The sequence below is a fragment of the Belliella aquatica genome (genome assembly GCF_014637795.1).
In the GTDB taxonomy this organism is placed as follows: domain Bacteria; phylum Bacteroidota; class Bacteroidia; order Cytophagales; family Cyclobacteriaceae; genus Belliella; species Belliella aquatica.
In genome coordinates, this window is sequence record NZ_BMFD01000003.1 from 104192 (window position 1) to 122201 (window position 18010).

Below are 18010 nucleotides of genomic sequence, written 5' to 3' on the forward strand. Positions count from 1 at the left end.
TTTGATTTTTTTAGTCTTTCTTCTTTTTGTCATCCTTCAACCCATCTTCTAGGTCGTTTTGGATTTCTTTTGTAGCGTCCTTGAATTCTCTGATGCCTCTACCCAATCCTCTCGCTAATTCAGGGATCCTTTTGGCTCCGAAGAATAATACAATTACCAAGATGATTAGAATCATAGATCCTGGACTCATTCCTCCGATAAAACCTAATGCTATCATGATCTTATTATTTAGATTTTGAATTTGATACAAAGATATAACAGTACTACGCTAACACAAAGTATTACTGTCCTGTTATTCTTCTTTTTTTATAAATATACGAATAATTACTGTCTATTGCCCAGCGAGCCAGGTGGACGGATTCATAGGTTGTAGACCTTTCCATGTCTCGAAATGCACTTCTGCCACTCCTTCTTTGTTGGTATAGACTTGACCAAGGACCTGTTTTGCCTTGATTTTATCTCCTGTTTTCACTGAAATTACCTTCAGCTTACTATACATGGTATAATATTCACCATGTTTGACCACGATAGTTCCACCATAGCCTGGGATAGTTCCGACTTTGATGACTTCACCATCGAAGACAGATCTGACATCTGAGTTTGGAGTAGTTTGAATATCTACACCATCATTGTCTTCCACTATTCCTTTTAGAGTAGGGTGAGGATGGGTACCGTATTTTTTTGATATAAAACCAGTTTCTACCGGCCATGGCAGCTTACCTTTGTTTCCTGCAAAAGAATTAGAAAGAGCAGCTGCTTCAGGTGTAAGTGGAATACTACTTCCCGATGCTTTGGTAGCTGTCGAATTTGATTTTTTTGCCTCAGCCTCAGCTCTTCTTATTTCATCCTCAATGGCTCTTTTGATTAGATTATTAAGGTTTTCCTGCTGTTTTTTTGCTTGGACTATTTTCTTTCTAAGATCTATTTCCTGACGGTTAAGAGAACTAACAATGGTCTGTTGTTCTGACCTTGCTTGAGCAAGTTGTCTTCTTTGTTGTTCTTCTTTATTAATGACTTGTTGCTTCTCTAATCTTTTCTCTTCCAAGCGAATTCTTTGACCTGCTAAATCTTCTGAGACAATTTTTATTTGTTCTACCTGTTTTTTTCGTGCATCTGTGTATTGTTTGAGATACTTCAGGCGCATGTAAAACTGCTTGAAAGTGCTTGAGCTAAAAATAAATGTAGTGATCGTCATCCCTTGATTGAGTTTGGATGATGTATAGATCATTTGAGCGTATTCTACTTTCAAATTACTCAAATCATTTTCGAGTGATTCTATTCTTTTTTCTGTTTCAGCTATTTCCTTGTCAATAAGTGTTACCTCTTTACTTAATGTCCTGATGTAGGTCACGCGCGTCTCAAGTTGTTTGTTCACCACGCTCAACTGACCAAGTGATGTTTTCTTTGAGGCAGCAGTTTGCTTGAGAATTTTATCAAATTCCAATAGTTTTTTTTGCACATCAGCTCTTTCCTTTTCGAGTTGTTCCCTTGATTTTGCCGTCTGAGCATAAGAATCACTCAGAAGAAAGGAATAGAAAATCCCAAGAATCAAAAAAAGAAGTATTGCAGTTTTTTTCATCTACTTAAAACTGAAAAGGGAAGGTGATAGGCGTATCTGTAACGTTCACATTAGACAGGTCGATGTGAATGATTGAATTTTGCATTTCTCCATCTATTGAAAATGATATTTTGAATAGAGAAGCATTCGGGAATGGTTGATTATTAACATCTTGGAAGCTTGGGTAACTTGCTAATAATGCCCCCTTATCCTGCATAGAATTACTCGTTAACTCTTCTACTTTGCCATGTTTTGTACTTATTCTCGAATGATAGCGAATATTTGATCGTGTCTGTGTCAGTTCAAAATACTGACCGATCCTGATCAAACGATCTCGGTAGCTAAATTCTTCTGGAATATTTGCGTATAGCAAATTTTGAAATAGTGTTAAGGAAAGGTTTAAGCCAAATCTATCTTCGAACTCGATATAACTCATATTGATATCCTGCCCGTTAATTCTATCTTTGATGCGAATTTTGTCTTTGGTGATGATTCCTCTGAGAGCCTCTATCCCGAGACCCGGTGTTACACTGAACCAGATCACACTGTCTTTTTTTGCACGCAGGTTTAATGTCCCTCTTGTGGTTTTTCCATTCGGTTCTTCGATAACGATTCTTGCGCGGGCACTTAAATAATCAAAGTCAAAATATGAGGGCTCAAATTCCTGCATGACTTCATCAGAAATATAGAGGTTAGGCTTCTTGGCACAACCCACTGTAAGCAATAAAAGGAGGATAAAACTTCCTAAAAATATCCTAGTCATAATATCTTTGATCCTTTATTTTTTTGATTAATAAATCAGTAGTTTCTTCTCCACCTTCTGCTTTTTTCCAAAAACTAATTGCCTCATTTCTATTTCCTAAATGATACAAAATATCTCCATAATGCTCTAACATAATTCCACTCGGTGAACTCTCATATTGAAGGGCTTTTTCCATGTAAAATTTAGCGTTTTCATAATCCTGCAATTGGAAAAGAACCCAGGCATGCGTATCAAGATACGTGGCATTTTCAGGGAATATTTTTACAAGTTTTTCCGACATTGATTTTGCTTTATCAAGGTCTTTTTTAGAAAGCGACAAGAAATATGCATAATTATTCAGTACATGCTCGTCGTTTGGTCTTTCTTTCAGGACTTTTTCGTAGGATTCGTAAGCTTCTTCTTTTTTACCCAAACTATGAAAAATATCTCCTAATTGTCCGTAAATCAATAAGTCTAATTGCTTATTTTTGCTTTTGTTGAGTTTTAAAGATTGATTCAAGGATTCAGCACCTTCTTCCCACTTTTTTAAAGCAGACTTTGCTGTTCCGTCAAAATACCAAAACTCAGGTCTTTCAGGAAACTCATCTACAGCTGTAATGGTGTACTTTTCTATTTCTTCAAAGTCTCCTCCTGTTTCAAACATGATGGTGATGATTCCTTGAAGTACTTGTGCATTATTAGGACTGATTGCAGCAGATTTTTTGTAAAATTCAAGAGCAGATTCTTTCTTGTCGTTAAAGAGTCTTCTATCTCCGATTACCGTCAAAACATTGGGATCATTTGGATTATTCTCAAGCATTCGAGTTTCCAATTGATCTAAAAGCTGCTCTCTTTTTTCAGTTTTGATTTCTTGAAGGATGTCAGAGAATGATTGTGCTTTGACCATCCCATCTAAGTCAGGGTTTGCGAAAGCTTCTAAAATTAAACCTTCTGCAATCTGAAATTCGCCCAAATCTTTGTAGAGAGCATACGCTCCCATTTCCAAATCAGGCTGATTTGGAAATGTTTCTAAGGATGACTCAATGATCGCAATAGCATCTTTTGTTCTACCATTGTTGAAAAGTATTTCAACTAAGGCCAATACATAATTAGAATTGCCAGGATTTGCTGATATTAGTTTTTCCCCTTCCTCAATGGCTTTTGGGAGATTGTTTTTTCTAAGATAGATTCTTTGTTTTTGAACTACAAGTTGCTCGACTACGCCATAATATTCCTCAGCACGATCCAAAGCATCTAATGCCTTGTCAAGCTCCCCTGAACTCAAATAAAGGGAAGCCAATTCTAAGATGTAATTTTGGTTTTCACCAGAACTCTCCATCAAGCTTTCTATGATCTCGGCGGCTTTGAGGGGTTCATTTTGTTTGCTAAATACCTCGGCCATCATCAAATTATAGTATTTGTTGTCTGGCTCAGCTTCAACTGCCTGCATTCCATAATCCAATGCCGAGTCTACTTGGTTTGCTTTGAGTAAAATTTCAGCTATTTTGAAATTGATAGCAGGTTCGTCGGGAGATAATTCTTTGGCTTTTTGAAAGTAAAAATAAGCTTTATCGTAATCTTCCAACATCAAAAACTTCTGACCCTCTATGAATAGTCTAGTGGTTTTTGTCTCTTCAATTTTTTGTTTCCTTTCTTTTTTTGATAATTTCTCCTGAGCAGTCACTGCGGAGCTCAGGATAAAGCAGGATATAAGAAGAAGAAATATTGACTTTGATAGATTCACGCGGTATGATTTAATATGTGGCGAAATTACAACTGTTTATCAGATGAAATCTCATTTGTGGGACTTTGTGTTGATGACTGGTTTTTGCTTGTGGTTGCAATGCCTGTAACTCACAAACATAATGCCTTTTATTTACTTCCACAATAAGTCAAATTGTTTAACGGGAAAGTCTTAAAATTGGTGCATTTTGAATAAAAACGATTTATGATTTCCCCGTACTGCCATAACCACCCGCTCCTCTTTCAGTATCTGAAAGGCTTTCGGCAAGGTCCCAAGAAATCTGTTCGTGTTTGGCCACGATCATTTGGGCGATTCTCTCTCCATCTTCTATGGTAAATGGCTCTGTAGATAGATTCACCAATAAGACTTTGATTTCTCCTCTATAATCTGCGTCTACTGTTCCGGGACTGTTGAGTACTGTCAATCCGTATTTGAATGCTAATCCTGAACGTGGTCGAATCTGTGCTTCAAATCCTTCAGGTAATTCAATAAACAAACCTGTGCCGATCAATTTTCTTTCCAATGAACCCAAAGTAATAGGTTCGTCGATATTTGCTCTAAGATCAAGTCCTGCGGATTGTGGAGTTTGGTATTCAGGTAAAGGATGCTTGGAATTATTGATGACTTTAACTTTCATGCTGTTAGAAGCTTATATGAGATTTGGATACTATTTAGTAGGAATGCTGAAGTCGTTACTTTTTTCAAAGTATCTAACTTCTTTTCAAAAAACGCTTGATTTGCTCTTTTTCCAAAAGTAAAATTAGAATAAGAAAAGGAATGACCATCAAGTTTCTAAAGATAAATTGTAATACAGCACTGTCTGATTCTATAAAAAAGCCTGCGTAGCTCAAAGCAGTAGCCATTAGGATATATAAAATGGCTTTACGTGTTTGATATGGGATTGGGAAAAACTTTTGGCCGAAAAAATAGCAAACAGCTGACATGATCAGATAACAAAAAAGTGTACTCAAAGCAGCTCCCATATATCCAATTTCAGGTACTAGAGTAATGATCGTGATAATAGTAACTATCGCTCCTAGGAGTGTGAAATAGAAACTGTATTTGGTCTTGTCGGTTAATTTGAACCAAATACTCAAGTTGAAATATACACCAAGAAATAAGTACCCTAATAATAAAACAGGGACGATGTACATGACTTCAATGTATTCTGACTTGACCAAAATAACCTTTCCAATAATATCTAGGTTCACTGACACTAAGATCATCAATGCTGCACAAAAGATGATAAACGCATGCATCACTTTTGCGAATAACTCTGGGCTATTTTTATCTGCTGCTTGATTGAAGAAAAAAGGTTCTGCTGCAAATTTGAATGCTTGAATGATCAGATTCATAAAAATTGCTAATCTGAAATTAGCACCAAAAATACCCGCAGCTTCTCTTGAAGTAAGTCCATTATAGAAGTTTTCGGGAATAATATATTCAAAAAGCCACCTTGAAAACACTTCGTTTGTTACCCCAGCTAAGCCCATAAACAGCAAAGGGATAGAGTATTTCCACAAAGGCGCCAAGAATTTTAAGTCCAGTTGAAGTTTGAAGGATCCAGCAAAATAGAAAAGTAAAGGGATCATTAAGGCGTTGGCAAGCAAGTTTGAAAGCAGAATATACTCCACACCCCATTCTGGATGATAGTAGCTATTGACAAAATCTTGAAGTCCATTCAAATAATCTCCATTCCAAATATGGTAACTGACTGCGATCAATAAGATATTGAAACCTATATTCAATAGAATATTAGTCAATTTTGATAAGGCGAATTTCAAAGGCTTATTTTCTACTCTGAGTTTGGCGTAGGGGATAGCGAGAAGAGCGTCAATGGTCAGTATACCTGCGACCCATTGGAATAAATAAGCTTTGTTTTCGTAGTCGAGCCAAATACTTAACTGTGTTGCCGAAAGAAAAATAATACCTCCCATGATCAAAGAGGTGATAATTAGCAAAGTCTGAACTTGGGCGTAGACGGTTTTCTTATCTAAACCTTTACCAGTGTAGTATCTGAAAAAGGTAGTCTCCATTCCATAGGTAAATATTACATTTAAAAATGCCATCAAGGCATAGATGCTAGTGAAAGAGCCTAATGCTTCTTTATCCAAGTAAACAATATAAAGAGGTAAGAGTAAAAAATTGATTGTCCTCCCTAGGATACTACTGATTCCGTAGATGGCTGTTTGTCCAGCAAGTTTTTTCAGTTGACCCATTATAGAAAAAAGGAAAGGGGAATTACTCCCCTTTGAATATTGGTTTTCTCTTTTCTAGGAATGCAGAAGTTCCTTCTTTGTAATCACCTGACTTGACGCATCTCGCAAAGCTGTTTGCTTCTGTTTGATAGCCGTTTTCCTCAGGAATAAAAACAGAGTTCACACAATCTACAATCATCCCAATAGCCAATGGTGCTTTGGTCATGATTTTTTTCAAAATTTCTTCTGCTTTGTTCATTGCTTCGTCTTTTGTAGCAAGAACATGATTGACAAGTCCAAGATTTTTAGCTTCTTCGGCACCGATCATATCACCGGTCATCATCAACTCGTTAGCTTTTCCTCTACCGATGAGATAAGTGAGTCTTTGAGTACCACCGTAGCCAGGGATAATTCCAAGATTGACTTCAGGTTGACCGAATTTAGCATTTGCTGCAGCGACACGCATGTGACAGGCCATTGCCAATTCACATCCACCACCGAGAGCAAACCCATTGACCACAGCGATGACTGGCTTGTGGCAATTTTCTATAAGCCCAAATACATCTTGTCCGTTTTCAGCAAATTTCCGAGCATTAAGCTCGTTCAATTCAGCGATTTCACTGATATCTGCACCAGCGATAAAAGCCTTCTCTCCTGATCCTGTGATGATAACGCCTTTGATTTCTTTGTTGTCAACGACTTCGTTAAAAATATTCCTGATTTCCTCAAGAGTGGCAAAATTCAAGGCATTAAGCTTGGATTCTCTATTAACTGTAAGGTAAAGAAGACCTTCCTTTTCTTCAGAAAGAATATTAAGTGTTTCAGCCATTTGTTTTGGTGAATGTTGAGCATCAAATATACAAGGAGTGCTAGCATTCCCCAAGGATTTATAGGGAAAATACAATTTTTGGGAATTCTAAACTTTTTCAAATTTAAACCACTCTTCAAAATACCCTTGGATTATGCTAATTTATAATAGTTTTACCCTCCCGCTTCAGCCTTTTTTTCCTATTTTTGTAGCTATTGGAATATAAAACTAAATAAACTCTATATATGTCATCAAAAACCAAAATTACCGTTGCCCATGGCGATGGAATCGGACCAGAAATCATGAAAGCCACGCTGAACATCCTTGAAGCTGCTGGCGCACAACTCGAGTACGATGTCATCGAAATCGGCGAACAGGTATATTTGAAAGGTATCAGTTCAGGAATGGAACCTAAAGCTTTTGACTCTTTGAGAGAGACCAAAGTATTTTTGAAGTCTCCCATTACTACTCCTCAGGGTGGTGGATTCAAGAGTTTGAATGTGACCACAAGAAAATCATTTGGACTTTTTGCCAATGTAAGACCTTGCAAGGCTTACTCTCCTTTTGTTAAAACACATTTCCCTAAGACGGATATGGTGATCATCCGTGAAAATGAAGAGGATCTTTACGCAGGTATTGAACACAGACAGACTCAGGAAGTCTATCAGTGTCTAAAATTGATCTCACAACCAGGTTCTGAGAAGATTATTCGTTATGCATTTGAGTATGCGAAGAAATATAACAGGAAAAAAGTGACCTGTATGACCAAAGACAATATCATGAAATTGGCTGATGGTCTTTTCCACAAAACTTTTGATGAGATCGCTAAAGAATATCCAGAAATCGAAACAGATCACAAAATCATCGATATCGGATCAGCATTGATCGCTGAGAGACCGGAGATTTTTGATGTGATTGTGACGTTAAATCTTTATGGAGATATCATTTCTGATATTGCAGCCCAGGTAACAGGATCTGTAGGTCTTGGAGGTTCTGCGAACGTAGGTGCTGAAGTAGCTATGTTTGAAGCTATCCATGGTTCTGCACCTGATATTGCAGGAAAAGATATGGCAAATCCATCAGGCTTGCTCAATGGCGCCGTGATGATGTTAGTACATATCGGACAGCCTGAGATTGCGGAAAAAATAGCCAATGCTTGGATGAAGACATTAGAAGATGGAATCCATACTGGAGATATCTATCAAGAAGGTTTGTCCTCTAAGAAAGTGGGTACACAAGAATTTGCACAGGCAGTTATCGAAAGATTAGGTCAGTTACCGGTGAATATGGTTCCAGCCGTATTTGATAAATCTAGTACAGATCCTATCAATATCAAGCTTGCTCCAGTGACTAAGTCTGACAAGAAATTGATAGGTGTGGATGTATTTATCGATTGGGACAAAGACGGAAGAGATCCAAATTCTATCGGTGAAACTTTGAGAAAGGCAGATGCCAATGGGCTAGTGCTACAATTGATCACGAATCGTGGAATTAAAGTATATCCTGACGGAATGAGAGAAACATTCTGTACTGATCATTGGAGATGTAGATTCCAAAAGTCAGATCAATCCCCAATCAGCCATGCACAAATTTTGGACTTGATGGATCAAGTGGCCAAATTAGGTTTCGACTTTATCAAAACCGAAAATCTTTATTCCTTCGATGGTGTCAGAGCGTATAGCTTGGCTCAAGGTGAATAAAATGAAAGGATGAAGGAGGAATTCTGAAGGATGAATTTCAAATAAAATTAAAAACCGGGTAGAGATGCTCGGTTTTTTTTTGTACTTTATATGTTGAGTGTGTTGCACTGTATCTTGATGAAATATTTATTATATGCATCACTGATTTTTTAAGAAGTTTTCATTTCCCCATTTTTCCATTTCATTAAGAACGGGAGCAAGACTTTTTCCAAATTCAGTTAAACTATATTCAACTCGTGGTGGTATCTCCTTAAACTGTTTTCGTTCAATTAAACCATCCCTTTCTAGTTCTTTTAATTGCTCGGTTAATACTTTTCTAGAGATAGTTGGTATTCTTGCAGAGATTTCCCCAAAACGTCTTTTATTTGATCGGAGAACGTATAGAATTATAGGTTTCCATTTTCCACCTATCAACTGCAATAATATTGAAACCGGACATTTTAATTCATTAATTGTCTCTTTTGTTACCATTTTGTTACCACTTAATTTACAGTTACCTTTTGGTAACCAGTTACTTTAGATTACTAATATTAGTTACTTTGTGTAACAAAAGTAATTATTAAATTTAAACAGTAAAAAAATGATATTAGTAACTGGAGCAAACGGACAATATGGAAATGCTACCATCAACCATCTATTAGACCAAGATGCAAGAGCTGAAGAGATTATTGCTATGGTCAGGAATACGGAATCTGCTAAAGAACTAAAAGAGAAAGGTGTTCAAATAAGGAAAGGTGATTATAATGATTATTCTTCATTGGTTTCGGCTTTTTCTGGAGTAAAGCATCTCTTGTTCATTTCAAGTAGTGATATTCAAAATAGAAATAAACAGCATGAAAATGTGCTTAAAGCTGCTAAAGAATCAGGAGTTGAACATATCATCTACACAAGTTTTCTAAGTAAGAATGAAACAGAGTCTTCACCGCTATGGCTTGTGTCTCAATCGCATTTGCAAACTGAAAACTGGTTAAAGGATAGCGGTATTAATTACACCATTTTGAAAAACAATCTCTACATGGACTTTGTGCCAGCCTTTGTTGGTGACCAAGTACTAGAAACGGGACTCGTTTTTTTACCTGCTGGAGATGGGAAAGTAGGAGCGGTATTGCGGAGCGAAATGGCAGAAGCTACAGCTAGAATATTGGGAAGCAGTAAACTTCAAGGTAAAGTATACAATTTTACCAACTCAGAGGCTTTTTCATATCAAGAGGTGGCTAATACAATTGCTGAAATTTCTGGTAAATCGATCGACTATATCTCTCCAACAGCGGAAGAATACGCACGGATTTTGGGGGAATACGGAGTACCGAGCGATTTAATTGGGTTGTTTTCTAGTTTTGCAATAGCACAAGCAAAAGATGAACTTGACGCAGTTAGTTCAGACTTAGAGTTCTTATTGGGTCGTAAGCCAACATCTATGAGTACATTTTTATCAAAAGTGTATTCTAAATAAAAACTAATAATCTTACCAAGAGTATATCTCGAAATGTACTCTTGGTATTTTAGTCTACTCTTCTTTTAATAGTTTAACCAATTTTGTAAATTTATTTTATTGAAATCGATTATGCTAAATCATATCTAAGGATATAAAAACAAGAGTTTAATGTATTTGAAAAGGAGGTTTATAAACCTTTGAAGCAGCCATGCTGATTCAAAGGTTAAGTAATTTAAAAAGACAAAACGAATGACAAGAGAAGAAGCACAATCAGCATGGGAGAAAATTGTCGATTTAGGTTTTGCAGATTATGACCGATTGACCCGAGAACAGCGAATTTGGTTTAATATAGAACCGCTTACAACTGGTGGACTTTGGGATCATTATATGAATCATGGAGCCGATAAGAATTCAGATACTATCATAGATCTGGAATATCTCAATTTTAATTCTATTGCCGATCAATTACGCAATTTTAACCAAACGTTCTTTCCTAAAGGCGTACCTAAGGGGCCAGATGCAAGGCAGAAAGAATTAGATAAATTCCCTGAAGAGAAGTTGGAGCAGCACATTGCAGAGATGGAAGAAATTTTCTGGAAAAAAAGTAAAGACTTAGAAAATGCACTTATAGCACATATCATCAGTTCAGGAATTGGAAAAAGGTAGAAGAATACCTATAAAAAAGCCAATGAATGTATCCTTTTAAAATCTCACAAAAAACATTAATTCAGATAGCATTCATCAGAATTGTTTTTTTTTTACCGATATCTTCTAAAAACCTGCAAGGCACACATTGTTCCTTGATCCCATTGTAACTCTTTGGCGTCAAGCATTTTTTGAAACTCGGTTTCGTTTACCCATTTGGCATCGGTAATATAATCCTCGTCGGGATTTTCTGGTGGGTTTTCCATGATCACTGGATTCTCTGCAATGAAATAATGGATTGGTCTGTTGCCAAAAACGCGTTCCGATGAGTACAAGTGATAAAAATTGCTAGACTCCATTGATACTTCTTCAGCGAGTTCCTCAATTGCGTGAGTCAGGATATCTTTATCCAATTTGTCCACACCACCGCTGACAAATTTCCAGAATTTTCTTGCGTAGCTGTGGATATATTCTTGAATTAAAAAAATCTCTTTCGTTTCAGTATTGAAAGGATATATAATGACTACCTCACGATCTTTTCTGCTCGGAATCTCTTGTAGCTTTGTTTGTAGTGTTTCTAACATGTATAAAAATATATATCTTAAATGAAAGTGACCTGTCTATGATGGTCGCAAAAGTAGGAGAAATATTGATGGAAATGAAGTGTAAATTTGATATGTCTTGAATTGTGATGGAAATTGGAAAGTGCTGTAAATAGTTGTTTTAACTTAAAATTATCAATGCTATTTAAAATCTGCGATCGGAAGCCTTAGCCCTACCATCTTTGTAGAAAGAAGCAAAGATCACAAAATCAAAAGGGGAGTAGCTCTGACAGATTAATTTCATTTCCATAAATAAACAAAATTATAGATTACTTTATAATTATCGACTAATTCTAATTTTTTCATAAAAGTATAAGAGCTACACCAATGATATTCACTATTTTTAGCCGAAATCAACTCATATTATGGCAGCAGTTTATACAGGATTATTTTTAATTGGGCTTGGCTTTTTGGTAAAAGCTTTTCCAAATCTAATAGCAGGTTACAATACGATGTCTGAAAAGCAAAAGGAAAAGGTAGATATCGAGGGCTTATCTACGTTTATGCGGGATGGATTGATAGTAATTGGACTGATTGTAATTATCGGATACAGTGCTTTGACATCCTTAGGTCAGCATGCTTTCTTGGATGTCTTTATTCCGAGCGTGATCGTGATTGGCGTGTTGTTTTTATTTTTCAAAGCAAAAAGATTTGATCAAAATGAAGGAGGACTTGTAAAATCCAAGTTGAAAGGTGTATTCATGATAGTGGTTTTGGTTTTCGTTTTAGTGATGATTGGCAATGCTTTGATACCAACAGGATACGAAATCAATAATGATCGCGTGAAGTTTACAGGAGATTATGGAACTGAAATCAAGGTTTCCGATATAGCGTCGATATCTCTAATTGACAAAATGCCTCCTATCAAAGCCAGAACAAATGGTTTAGGTATGGGACCAATCCGGAAAGGATTTTTTAGGATAGAAGATGAAGGGAAATGTCGACTATTTCTGCATAGTTTCCAAGGTCCTTTTGTAAAGATCAGCACCAAAGATCAAGAGACAATTTTTGTAAATTTCAAAAAGAGGGAAAAGACAGAATTAGTATTTCTTGCTATAAAATCAGTTAAACAATAATTGCTTAGTTCTTAATCTTAGTAACTAAGTTGATCTTCAACCTTGATCATCTTTGTTAGGAGAAATTTTCTAATACTTATCACTTTGTTAATTGTAATCGCATGCTCTGAAAAAGGGCTTTACTTATCCCGAACCAATCCTTTTTACGAGGGACTCAATGAAGATGAGGTTGTTTTTGATGTTTATGAATTTAAGTGATTTCATTATTAATGTTGTTTAGTAAACTATAAAAGTGTTGTTTACTAAACAATAATATAATTTGAGGAGAAAGAGAGTGGTATTATTTAGAATTACAGCTCAAGATTTCTCCCTTTGGTCGAAATGACCTTGAATAAGCTTTTGTTAGGATTTAAGATACACCCTGTCCGAAATCCCTAAGTCTTACATCTTGCGTCTTGTGTCTCAAATCTCATTTCTAAAAAAAGCCCCAAAGTTTCCTTCGGGGCCTGTCTTACTTCTTGCGTCTTATATCTTGAATCTTAGATTAAGCTTCTTTCTTCGACATTCTTGTTCTCTCACCTTCATCCAAATAGATTTTTCTCATTCGGATAGATTTTGGAGTGATTTCTAAGTATTCATCCTTTTGGATGTATTCCATAGCTTCTTCCAAAGAGAATTTTTTTGCAGGCTGAATCCTAACGTTGTCATCAGAACCTGAAGCTCTCATGTTGGTTAGTTTTTTACCTTTCTGAACGTTTACCACGATGTCATTGTCACGGGAATTTTCACCGATAACTTGACCTGTATATAGTTCTTCTCCTGGCTCTACGAAGAATGTACCTCTGTCCTGCAATTTGTCAATTGCATAAGCAGTACACTGTCCACCTTCCATAGAGATCAATGAACCGTTGTTTCTTTCAGGGATAGATCCTTTGAATGGTTCGTAAGCTGAGAACCTGTGGTTCATGATTGCTTCACCTTGTGTAGCAGTCAATACATTGTTTCTCAATCCGATCAAACCTCTTGAAGGAATTCTGAATTCTAGGTGTTGTAAATCGCCTTTTGGCTCCATTACTAAAAGTTCACCTTTTCTTTGCGTAGCCAATTCGATTACTTTTCCTGCAGTCGTTTCAGGAACATCTACTACCAAAATTTCAATTGGTTCGCATTTCACACCGTCCACTTCTTTGTAGATTACCTGAGGCTGTCCAACTTGCAATTCGTAACCTTCTCTTCTCATTGTCTCGATCAAGACTGACAAGTGAAGGATTCCACGTCCGTACACCAAGAATTTGTCTTCAGAATCTGTAGACTCAACTCTCAAGGCCAAGTTTTTCTCCATTTCTTTCATCAATCTATCTCTCAAGTGACGTGAAGTCACAAATTTACCTTCTTTACCGAAGAAAGGAGAGTTGTTGATCGTGAAGAGCATGTTCATTGTTGGCTCATCGATAGAGATTCTTGGAAGTGCTTCTGGATTTTCAAGATCAGCGAGTGTATCACCGATTTCGAAATCTTCAATTCCTGTTACCGCACAGATATCGCCTGCAACTACTTCAGTTACTTTATTTTTTCCAAGACCTTCAAATACATGAAGTTCTTTTACTTTTACTTTTTTGAAAACACCATCGGCTTTGCACAATGTCAATTGTGAACCTTCTTTGACGGTACCTCTTTTTACTCTACCGATAGCGATACGGCCAACGAAGTTAGAGTAATCAAGAGAAGTGATTTGCATTTGAAGCGTTCCTTCGTCAATTTTTGGCGCAGGGATATGCTCAATGATTGCGTCTAAAAGTGGGATGATTGTGTCAGTAGGGTTTTTCCAATCTGGACCCATCCAATTGTTTTTGGCAGAGCCATAAAGTGTCTGGAAGTTCAATTGCTCTTCTGTAGCGTCCAAGTTGAACATCAATTCGAAAACAGATTCTTGAACTTCGTCAGGACGACAGTTTTCTTTATCCACTTTGTTGACTACTACGATAGGAGTCAATCCAAGTGCCAAGGCTTTGCCCAAAACGAATCTCGTCTGTGGCATAGGGCCTTCAAAGGCATCAACCAATAGGATTACCCCATCAGCCATTTTCAAAACTCTTTCTACCTCACCACCAAAGTCTGCGTGACCTGGAGTATCAATAATATTGATTTTGGTGTCTTTATATCTTACGGATACGTTCTTAGAAAGAATTGTGATCCCCCTTTCTCTTTCCAAGTCATTGTTGTCGAGGATAAGATCGTCAAACTGTTGGTTCTCACGGAAGATTTTAGAGAGGTGAATGATTTTATCCACGAGTGTGGTCTTGCCGTGGTCAACGTGTGCGATAATCGCGATATTCCGAATACTTTGCATTGTAAATTTGAATTAGGGTGCAAATGTAAGAATAATATTTGGTTAAAATCCGATGAACGATGAAAGTCTCAGAGATTTAAAGATTTATTCATCTTGAGGATTTGTGAGGGCAATATAAATTGGGGAGAAATGAAGGTTTATGCCTATTTAAACATACATTTTTTTATTATTGTGAGATGCTTTTTAGGAGAAGTCATTCTTGTCCACCCCTTTGAGACTTTTGGGATGGTAGTAGCTTATTTTAGATGAGTTTAAACCCACGGGTAAAATGTCGGTCGTTCCTCTATTACTTTTTTTCTAGAAGAAAATAAGTTTCGATCGGTAAGTAGTGATAATTTTTTATTGAGATTCTGTTTGAGAGGTCAGGCCAAAAACAGCTCCCTAGGAGTGGTAGACTTATTAACCACGGCTTTTAAGCCGTGGATAGGAATGTTAAGAGCTGTTAGGAAGTGCCGTAGGTACGGCCGACACTATTGTAGGTATGTTTCAACCTTCTCCATAAACTTTAATCAATTCTTCAGTGTCTGCAATACTTCGATCCAAAACCTTTGGAAGTATGAATATACTGATATATAAAATTGTAATTGCAATCAAGATAGAACCGATTAAGATTTGTGAAAAAAGACTCTCTTGAGAACCTTCTTGTCTGTAAATAAAAGAATGACCCTGCATACAAACAATTACCCCAAAATTGATGATTTGAAAAACACTATTTGAAGCCATATAAGATGCGTATTTCTTATATTTTTTATGTTTTCCCCAATACCGAAAGACTACCCAAAAAAATGAAAATAATAAGAAGATAATAAGCATTAAAAACCAAGATCTTGAATCTTGAAGCAGGATTGAAGATTGAATAAAAAGATAGAGTAGGCCAATTGGGAAAATTACCCTATAACTTAAAAACAAATCTTTTAGAGCTGTCCAATAATATCCTCTCAGTCTCTTTTCAATCATACCTTTGTAAGATTCCTCTAATCCCGCAAAACCAAAAATCCCGAAAGAAGCATGGACTTTTCTAAAAGCATCTGACAAGCTGAGTGTCGGATTTTCTTCCATCAATTCTTCAACTCTGCAGGCTACATGATCTAAGATTTCATATTGAACATCGATTTCTGTGTAGCCTTTGTAAGAAATCAGTTTTTTGAGTTGCTCAATTTGGTCTTTAGTTAGCTTCATATAAAAAAGGTTTGAGTTGTGATTGATTAACTTTATAAAGTGACTTAAGTGTTACAAAAAGAAAGAATAGGACTAAAATACAGGTAAATTGATTTTGGAAAATTAAACCAAAATATTCACCAAAAAGAAGGTGGTTTCGCGTTAATGAAAAAACTAGGTGCCAAAAGAATAAATTAATAACTATGATTTGCGAAAGTGCTGCTCGTTTTGCACTTCGATAGCTGTGATTAGTTAGTATTTTGGATTTCTCACCCATTGTGTCTTTGGTATGATAAAGCCAAGCTTGCCAAGACAATGGGATTATAGCCCATAAAAAGATTGTTATCCCAACCATTACAGGTTGATTTTGATCAAACACTAATGTGGTAATCAATGCAATAATGAAGAATAAAAGATTAGTTATTAGATCTTTTGAATTTAGAGAAATGATTGATTTTAAATAGGTCTTAATAAACTGCCAAATAATAAGATTCTGGTATTTGAACCTCATTTTATAGATCGTCCAATTACTCCAATTAAGCTTTTCCACTTCCCAAAATGCCTCGACATCATTTATTCCTAATGATTCATATTTACAAAGTACATGGTCAAGGATCTCGAAATACATCTCCTCTAAGCGAAATGGTCGCTCAGCGAGTTTTATTTCCAAAAACTGTAAATCATAGGTTTTCATGACTTGATCAGTTTGAAGGTTTTGAGATTGATGGTGGTGAATACTAGCCAAGAATAGGCAAGAATCATTATGCCTAGGCTGAGAAATATAAAAGGAGTCAAATGTTCGTAAGGAGTGTTTAACAAAAGCTTTGGAAGTAATTGTGCAGACAGATGGATTATACCAAAAATTAATCCTTGAGAACCGAAGAACATGGCTGCCATAACGTGTTTTGGTTGATGTTTCCCTGGAGCAAGGGACCAAGTGAATCCGTATTTTTTTCGATTGAAATAGACAGAGGACCCCATCAATATCACAAAAAACATCAACGCTACAAGGTAAAAGTATTCTTCTCCAACGAAATGAAATGCTGGAACCAGAATTACTGCCATCAAAATGAGAACTCCAACTTTCTCCCATCCCAAAGTCCAAATTTTATAACTTGACTTTGAAGCTGACATGAGTTCTTTCCAAGCATTTTTTTGGAGATCTTTCTCCATCTGTTTGATGATTGACCAAGAGAATTCGTCATCCAAAGCTTCTTTTTTACGATCAAACTCTTCCTCAGTTGTTCGCTCCAAAGCTGTGATATAATGATCCAAGAGCTCATCATATATTTCTGCATAAGCAATCAAGCATCGATCAAGCCGGTCTTTGATGGTTTGGATTTCTATGTCAGTTAGTTTTCTCATACCAATGCAGTTTTAGATTTGATTTTCCAGACTTCTATCATGGAAATCACATAAAGAGTTAATAAGACTGTAAATATTCCAGCACCTGCTGCGAGATAAGGTGAGATATCTAAATTAGTAAAAATCAATTTGGGTATATAAACGAAAAATTGAACCATTAAAATAGGGAAGTACATTCGCTCTGAAATCGGTAAAGCAAGTGAAGACCGGATTGGGATTCCATTATCTTTGAATGCTTTTTTGACTGGTCTGAGCTTTTTAAAATTTTGATATCCGAAGCCAATGTTAGCTATCAGCAAAAGAATCATAGGTGATAACAAAAGAACTCGCAATTCTTCTTCAGTTCTTGCTTGAGTAGCTACATAAAACGCTAAAGCCATTATTCCTGCTAAATACAACCATCTTGATGTACAAAAGTATTTTCTAATCACCATCCACTGTGTTTGGTAGATATCTTCCTTTGCTTCTTTATTGAATTTAGCCTGCAAAGCATGGCAGTATCCATAAGTGAATTTCTGATCCAGTTCAAAAAGTTGTTCGTGAAACTGGGATTCTGAGAACTCCTGCAAATGACTGATATAATGGTCATAGATTTCCATGAGAATCTCAGCTGAGAAAATTTCTTTCCTCATAGTGCTTCTCCTGATTTCCTGTAGTTCTATTTCTGTAAGTTGACGCATCATAAAGTT

At 36.4% G+C, this 18010-nt stretch carries 18 protein-coding genes; 4 read left to right on the forward strand and 14 right to left on the reverse strand.

All coding sequences use genetic code 11. The annotated features are described in order from the left end of the window. Positions 1-10: 10 nt before the first annotated feature. The 7 genes from tatA to IEV57_RS05280 form a co-directional block, all read right to left on the reverse strand. Complete coding sequence (gene tatA, locus IEV57_RS05250; protein WP_188440373.1) at positions 11-217, reverse strand: twin-arginine translocase TatA/TatE family subunit; 207 nt, start codon at positions 215-217, stop codon at positions 11-13. A gap of 114 nt (positions 218-331) precedes the next feature. Then, positions 332-1579: a murein hydrolase activator EnvC family protein gene (locus IEV57_RS05255; protein WP_188440375.1), complete on the reverse strand. Its 1248-nt coding sequence runs from the start codon at positions 1577-1579 to the stop codon at positions 332-334. A 4-nt stretch (positions 1580-1583) separates the two neighbouring features. Continuing rightward, positions 1584-2321: a lipoprotein insertase outer membrane protein LolB1 gene (lolB1, locus tag IEV57_RS05260; RefSeq protein WP_188440377.1), complete on the reverse strand. Its 738-nt coding sequence runs from the start codon at positions 2319-2321 to the stop codon at positions 1584-1586. Continuing rightward, the gene (locus IEV57_RS05265) at positions 2314-4044 is read right to left on the reverse strand and encodes a tetratricopeptide repeat protein (protein ID WP_188440379.1); all 1731 of its coding nucleotides are present in this window, start codon (positions 4042-4044) and stop codon (positions 2314-2316) included. The genes lolB1 and IEV57_RS05265 overlap by 8 nt, the downstream gene beginning before the upstream one ends. Before the next feature lie 202 nt (positions 4045-4246). After that, a complete protein-coding gene (gene dut, locus IEV57_RS05270) occupies positions 4247-4681 on the reverse strand; it encodes a dUTP diphosphatase (RefSeq protein ID WP_188440381.1) in 435 nt (144 codons plus the stop codon). Between the two features lie 73 nt (positions 4682-4754). Next, the gene (locus IEV57_RS05275) at positions 4755-6263 is read right to left on the reverse strand and encodes a lipopolysaccharide biosynthesis protein (protein ID WP_188440383.1); all 1509 of its coding nucleotides are present in this window, start codon (positions 6261-6263) and stop codon (positions 4755-4757) included. A 22-nt stretch (positions 6264-6285) separates the two neighbouring features. Then, positions 6286-7071 (reverse strand): enoyl-CoA hydratase/isomerase family protein, encoded by a 786-nt coding sequence (locus IEV57_RS05280; RefSeq protein WP_188440385.1) that lies wholly within the window; start codon positions 7069-7071, stop codon positions 6286-6288. Between the two features lie 224 nt (positions 7072-7295). Here IEV57_RS05280 and IEV57_RS05285 point away from each other — a divergent pair, with 224 nt between their 5' ends. Then, positions 7296-8750, forward strand: coding sequence for an NADP-dependent isocitrate dehydrogenase (locus IEV57_RS05285; protein ID WP_188440388.1), 1455 nt, complete (start codon positions 7296-7298; stop codon positions 8748-8750). A 138-nt stretch (positions 8751-8888) separates the two neighbouring features. On the opposite strand, the gene IEV57_RS05290 is transcribed toward IEV57_RS05285, so the two are convergent. Continuing rightward, a complete protein-coding gene (locus IEV57_RS05290) occupies positions 8889-9221 on the reverse strand; it encodes a winged helix-turn-helix transcriptional regulator (RefSeq protein ID WP_188440389.1) in 333 nt (110 codons plus the stop codon). Between the two features lie 109 nt (positions 9222-9330). Here IEV57_RS05290 and IEV57_RS05295 point away from each other — a divergent pair, with 109 nt between their 5' ends. Both IEV57_RS05295 and IEV57_RS05300 read left to right on the forward strand, forming a co-directional pair. Then, the gene (locus IEV57_RS05295; protein WP_188440391.1) at positions 9331-10203 is read left to right on the forward strand and encodes an SDR family oxidoreductase; all 873 of its coding nucleotides are present in this window, start codon (positions 9331-9333) and stop codon (positions 10201-10203) included. Between the two features lie 231 nt (positions 10204-10434). Beyond that, the gene (locus IEV57_RS05300; protein WP_188440393.1) at positions 10435-10851 is read left to right on the forward strand and encodes a DMP19 family protein; all 417 of its coding nucleotides are present in this window, start codon (positions 10435-10437) and stop codon (positions 10849-10851) included. 92 nt (positions 10852-10943) lie between these two features. Here IEV57_RS05300 and IEV57_RS05305 read toward each other — a convergent pair whose 3' ends face one another. After that, a complete protein-coding gene (locus tag IEV57_RS05305) occupies positions 10944-11414 on the reverse strand; it encodes an NUDIX domain-containing protein (RefSeq protein WP_188440395.1) in 471 nt (156 codons plus the stop codon). A gap of 383 nt (positions 11415-11797) precedes the next feature. Here IEV57_RS05305 and IEV57_RS05310 point away from each other — a divergent pair, with 383 nt between their 5' ends. Further along, positions 11798-12508 carry a DUF3784 domain-containing protein gene (locus IEV57_RS05310; protein WP_188440397.1) on the forward strand — a complete coding sequence of 237 codons (711 nt, stop codon included), beginning with the start codon at positions 11798-11800 and terminating at the stop codon, positions 12506-12508. Positions 12509-12992: 484 nt separating this feature from the next. Here the strand turns inward: IEV57_RS05310 and typA are convergent, their stop codons facing one another. From typA to IEV57_RS05335, 5 genes are all read right to left on the reverse strand, one after another. Continuing rightward, entirely contained in the window at positions 12993-14798 is a 1806-nt protein-coding gene (gene typA, locus IEV57_RS05315) for a translational GTPase TypA (RefSeq protein WP_188440399.1), read from the reverse strand. 486 nt (positions 14799-15284) lie between these two features. Next, complete coding sequence (locus IEV57_RS05320; RefSeq protein WP_188440401.1) at positions 15285-15977, reverse strand: hypothetical protein; 693 nt, start codon at positions 15975-15977, stop codon at positions 15285-15287. Continuing rightward, positions 15964-16650: a hypothetical protein gene (locus IEV57_RS05325; RefSeq protein ID WP_188440403.1), complete on the reverse strand. Its 687-nt coding sequence runs from the start codon at positions 16648-16650 to the stop codon at positions 15964-15966. Before IEV57_RS05325 ends, IEV57_RS05320 begins: the two co-directional genes overlap by 14 nt. Then, positions 16647-17321 (reverse strand): hypothetical protein, encoded by a 675-nt coding sequence (locus IEV57_RS05330; RefSeq protein WP_188440405.1) that lies wholly within the window; start codon positions 17319-17321, stop codon positions 16647-16649. Before IEV57_RS05330 ends, IEV57_RS05325 begins: the two co-directional genes overlap by 4 nt. After that, a complete protein-coding gene (locus IEV57_RS05335) occupies positions 17318-18004 on the reverse strand; it encodes a hypothetical protein (RefSeq protein WP_229744240.1) in 687 nt (228 codons plus the stop codon). The genes IEV57_RS05330 and IEV57_RS05335 overlap by 4 nt, the downstream gene beginning before the upstream one ends. Between the last annotated feature and the right edge of the window lie 6 nt (positions 18005-18010).

What these genes read in the sequence shown, in the direction of transcription:
- IEV57_RS05330 (WP_188440405.1), bottom strand. Translation starts at nt 17,321, where the DNA reads ATGAGAAAACTAACTGACATAGAAATCCAAACCATCAAAGACCGGCTT.
- typA (WP_188440399.1), bottom strand. Translation starts at nt 14,798, where the DNA reads ATGCAAAGTATTCGGAATATCGCGATTATCGCACACGTTGACCACGGC.
- IEV57_RS05300 (WP_188440393.1), top strand. Translation starts at nt 10,435, where the DNA reads ATGACAAGAGAAGAAGCACAATCAGCATGGGAGAAAATTGTCGATTTA.
- dut (WP_188440381.1), bottom strand. Translation starts at nt 4,681, where the DNA reads ATGAAAGTTAAAGTCATCAATAATTCCAAGCATCCTTTACCTGAATAC.
- IEV57_RS05310 (WP_188440397.1), top strand. Translation starts at nt 11,798, where the DNA reads ATGGCAGCAGTTTATACAGGATTATTTTTAATTGGGCTTGGCTTTTTG.
- IEV57_RS05320 (WP_188440401.1), bottom strand. Translation starts at nt 15,977, where the DNA reads ATGAAGCTAACTAAAGACCAAATTGAGCAACTCAAAAAACTGATTTCT.
- tatA (WP_188440373.1), bottom strand. Translation starts at nt 217, where the DNA reads ATGATAGCATTAGGTTTTATCGGAGGAATGAGTCCAGGATCTATGATT.
- IEV57_RS05290 (WP_188440389.1), bottom strand. Translation starts at nt 9,221, where the DNA reads ATGGTAACAAAAGAGACAATTAATGAATTAAAATGTCCGGTTTCAATA.
- IEV57_RS05275 (WP_188440383.1), bottom strand. Translation starts at nt 6,263, where the DNA reads ATGGGTCAACTGAAAAAACTTGCTGGACAAACAGCCATCTACGGAATC.
- lolB1 (WP_188440377.1), bottom strand. Translation starts at nt 2,321, where the DNA reads ATGACTAGGATATTTTTAGGAAGTTTTATCCTCCTTTTATTGCTTACA.
- IEV57_RS05325 (WP_188440403.1), bottom strand. Translation starts at nt 16,650, where the DNA reads ATGAAAACCTATGATTTACAGTTTTTGGAAATAAAACTCGCTGAGCGA.
- IEV57_RS05305 (WP_188440395.1), bottom strand. Translation starts at nt 11,414, where the DNA reads ATGTTAGAAACACTACAAACAAAGCTACAAGAGATTCCGAGCAGAAAA.
- IEV57_RS05295 (WP_188440391.1), top strand. Translation starts at nt 9,331, where the DNA reads ATGATATTAGTAACTGGAGCAAACGGACAATATGGAAATGCTACCATC.
- IEV57_RS05285 (WP_188440388.1), top strand. Translation starts at nt 7,296, where the DNA reads ATGTCATCAAAAACCAAAATTACCGTTGCCCATGGCGATGGAATCGGA.
- IEV57_RS05255 (WP_188440375.1), bottom strand. Translation starts at nt 1,579, where the DNA reads ATGAAAAAAACTGCAATACTTCTTTTTTTGATTCTTGGGATTTTCTAT.
- IEV57_RS05280 (WP_188440385.1), bottom strand. Translation starts at nt 7,071, where the DNA reads ATGGCTGAAACACTTAATATTCTTTCTGAAGAAAAGGAAGGTCTTCTT.
- IEV57_RS05335 (WP_229744240.1), bottom strand. Translation starts at nt 18,004, where the DNA reads ATGATGCGTCAACTTACAGAAATAGAACTACAGGAAATCAGGAGAAGC.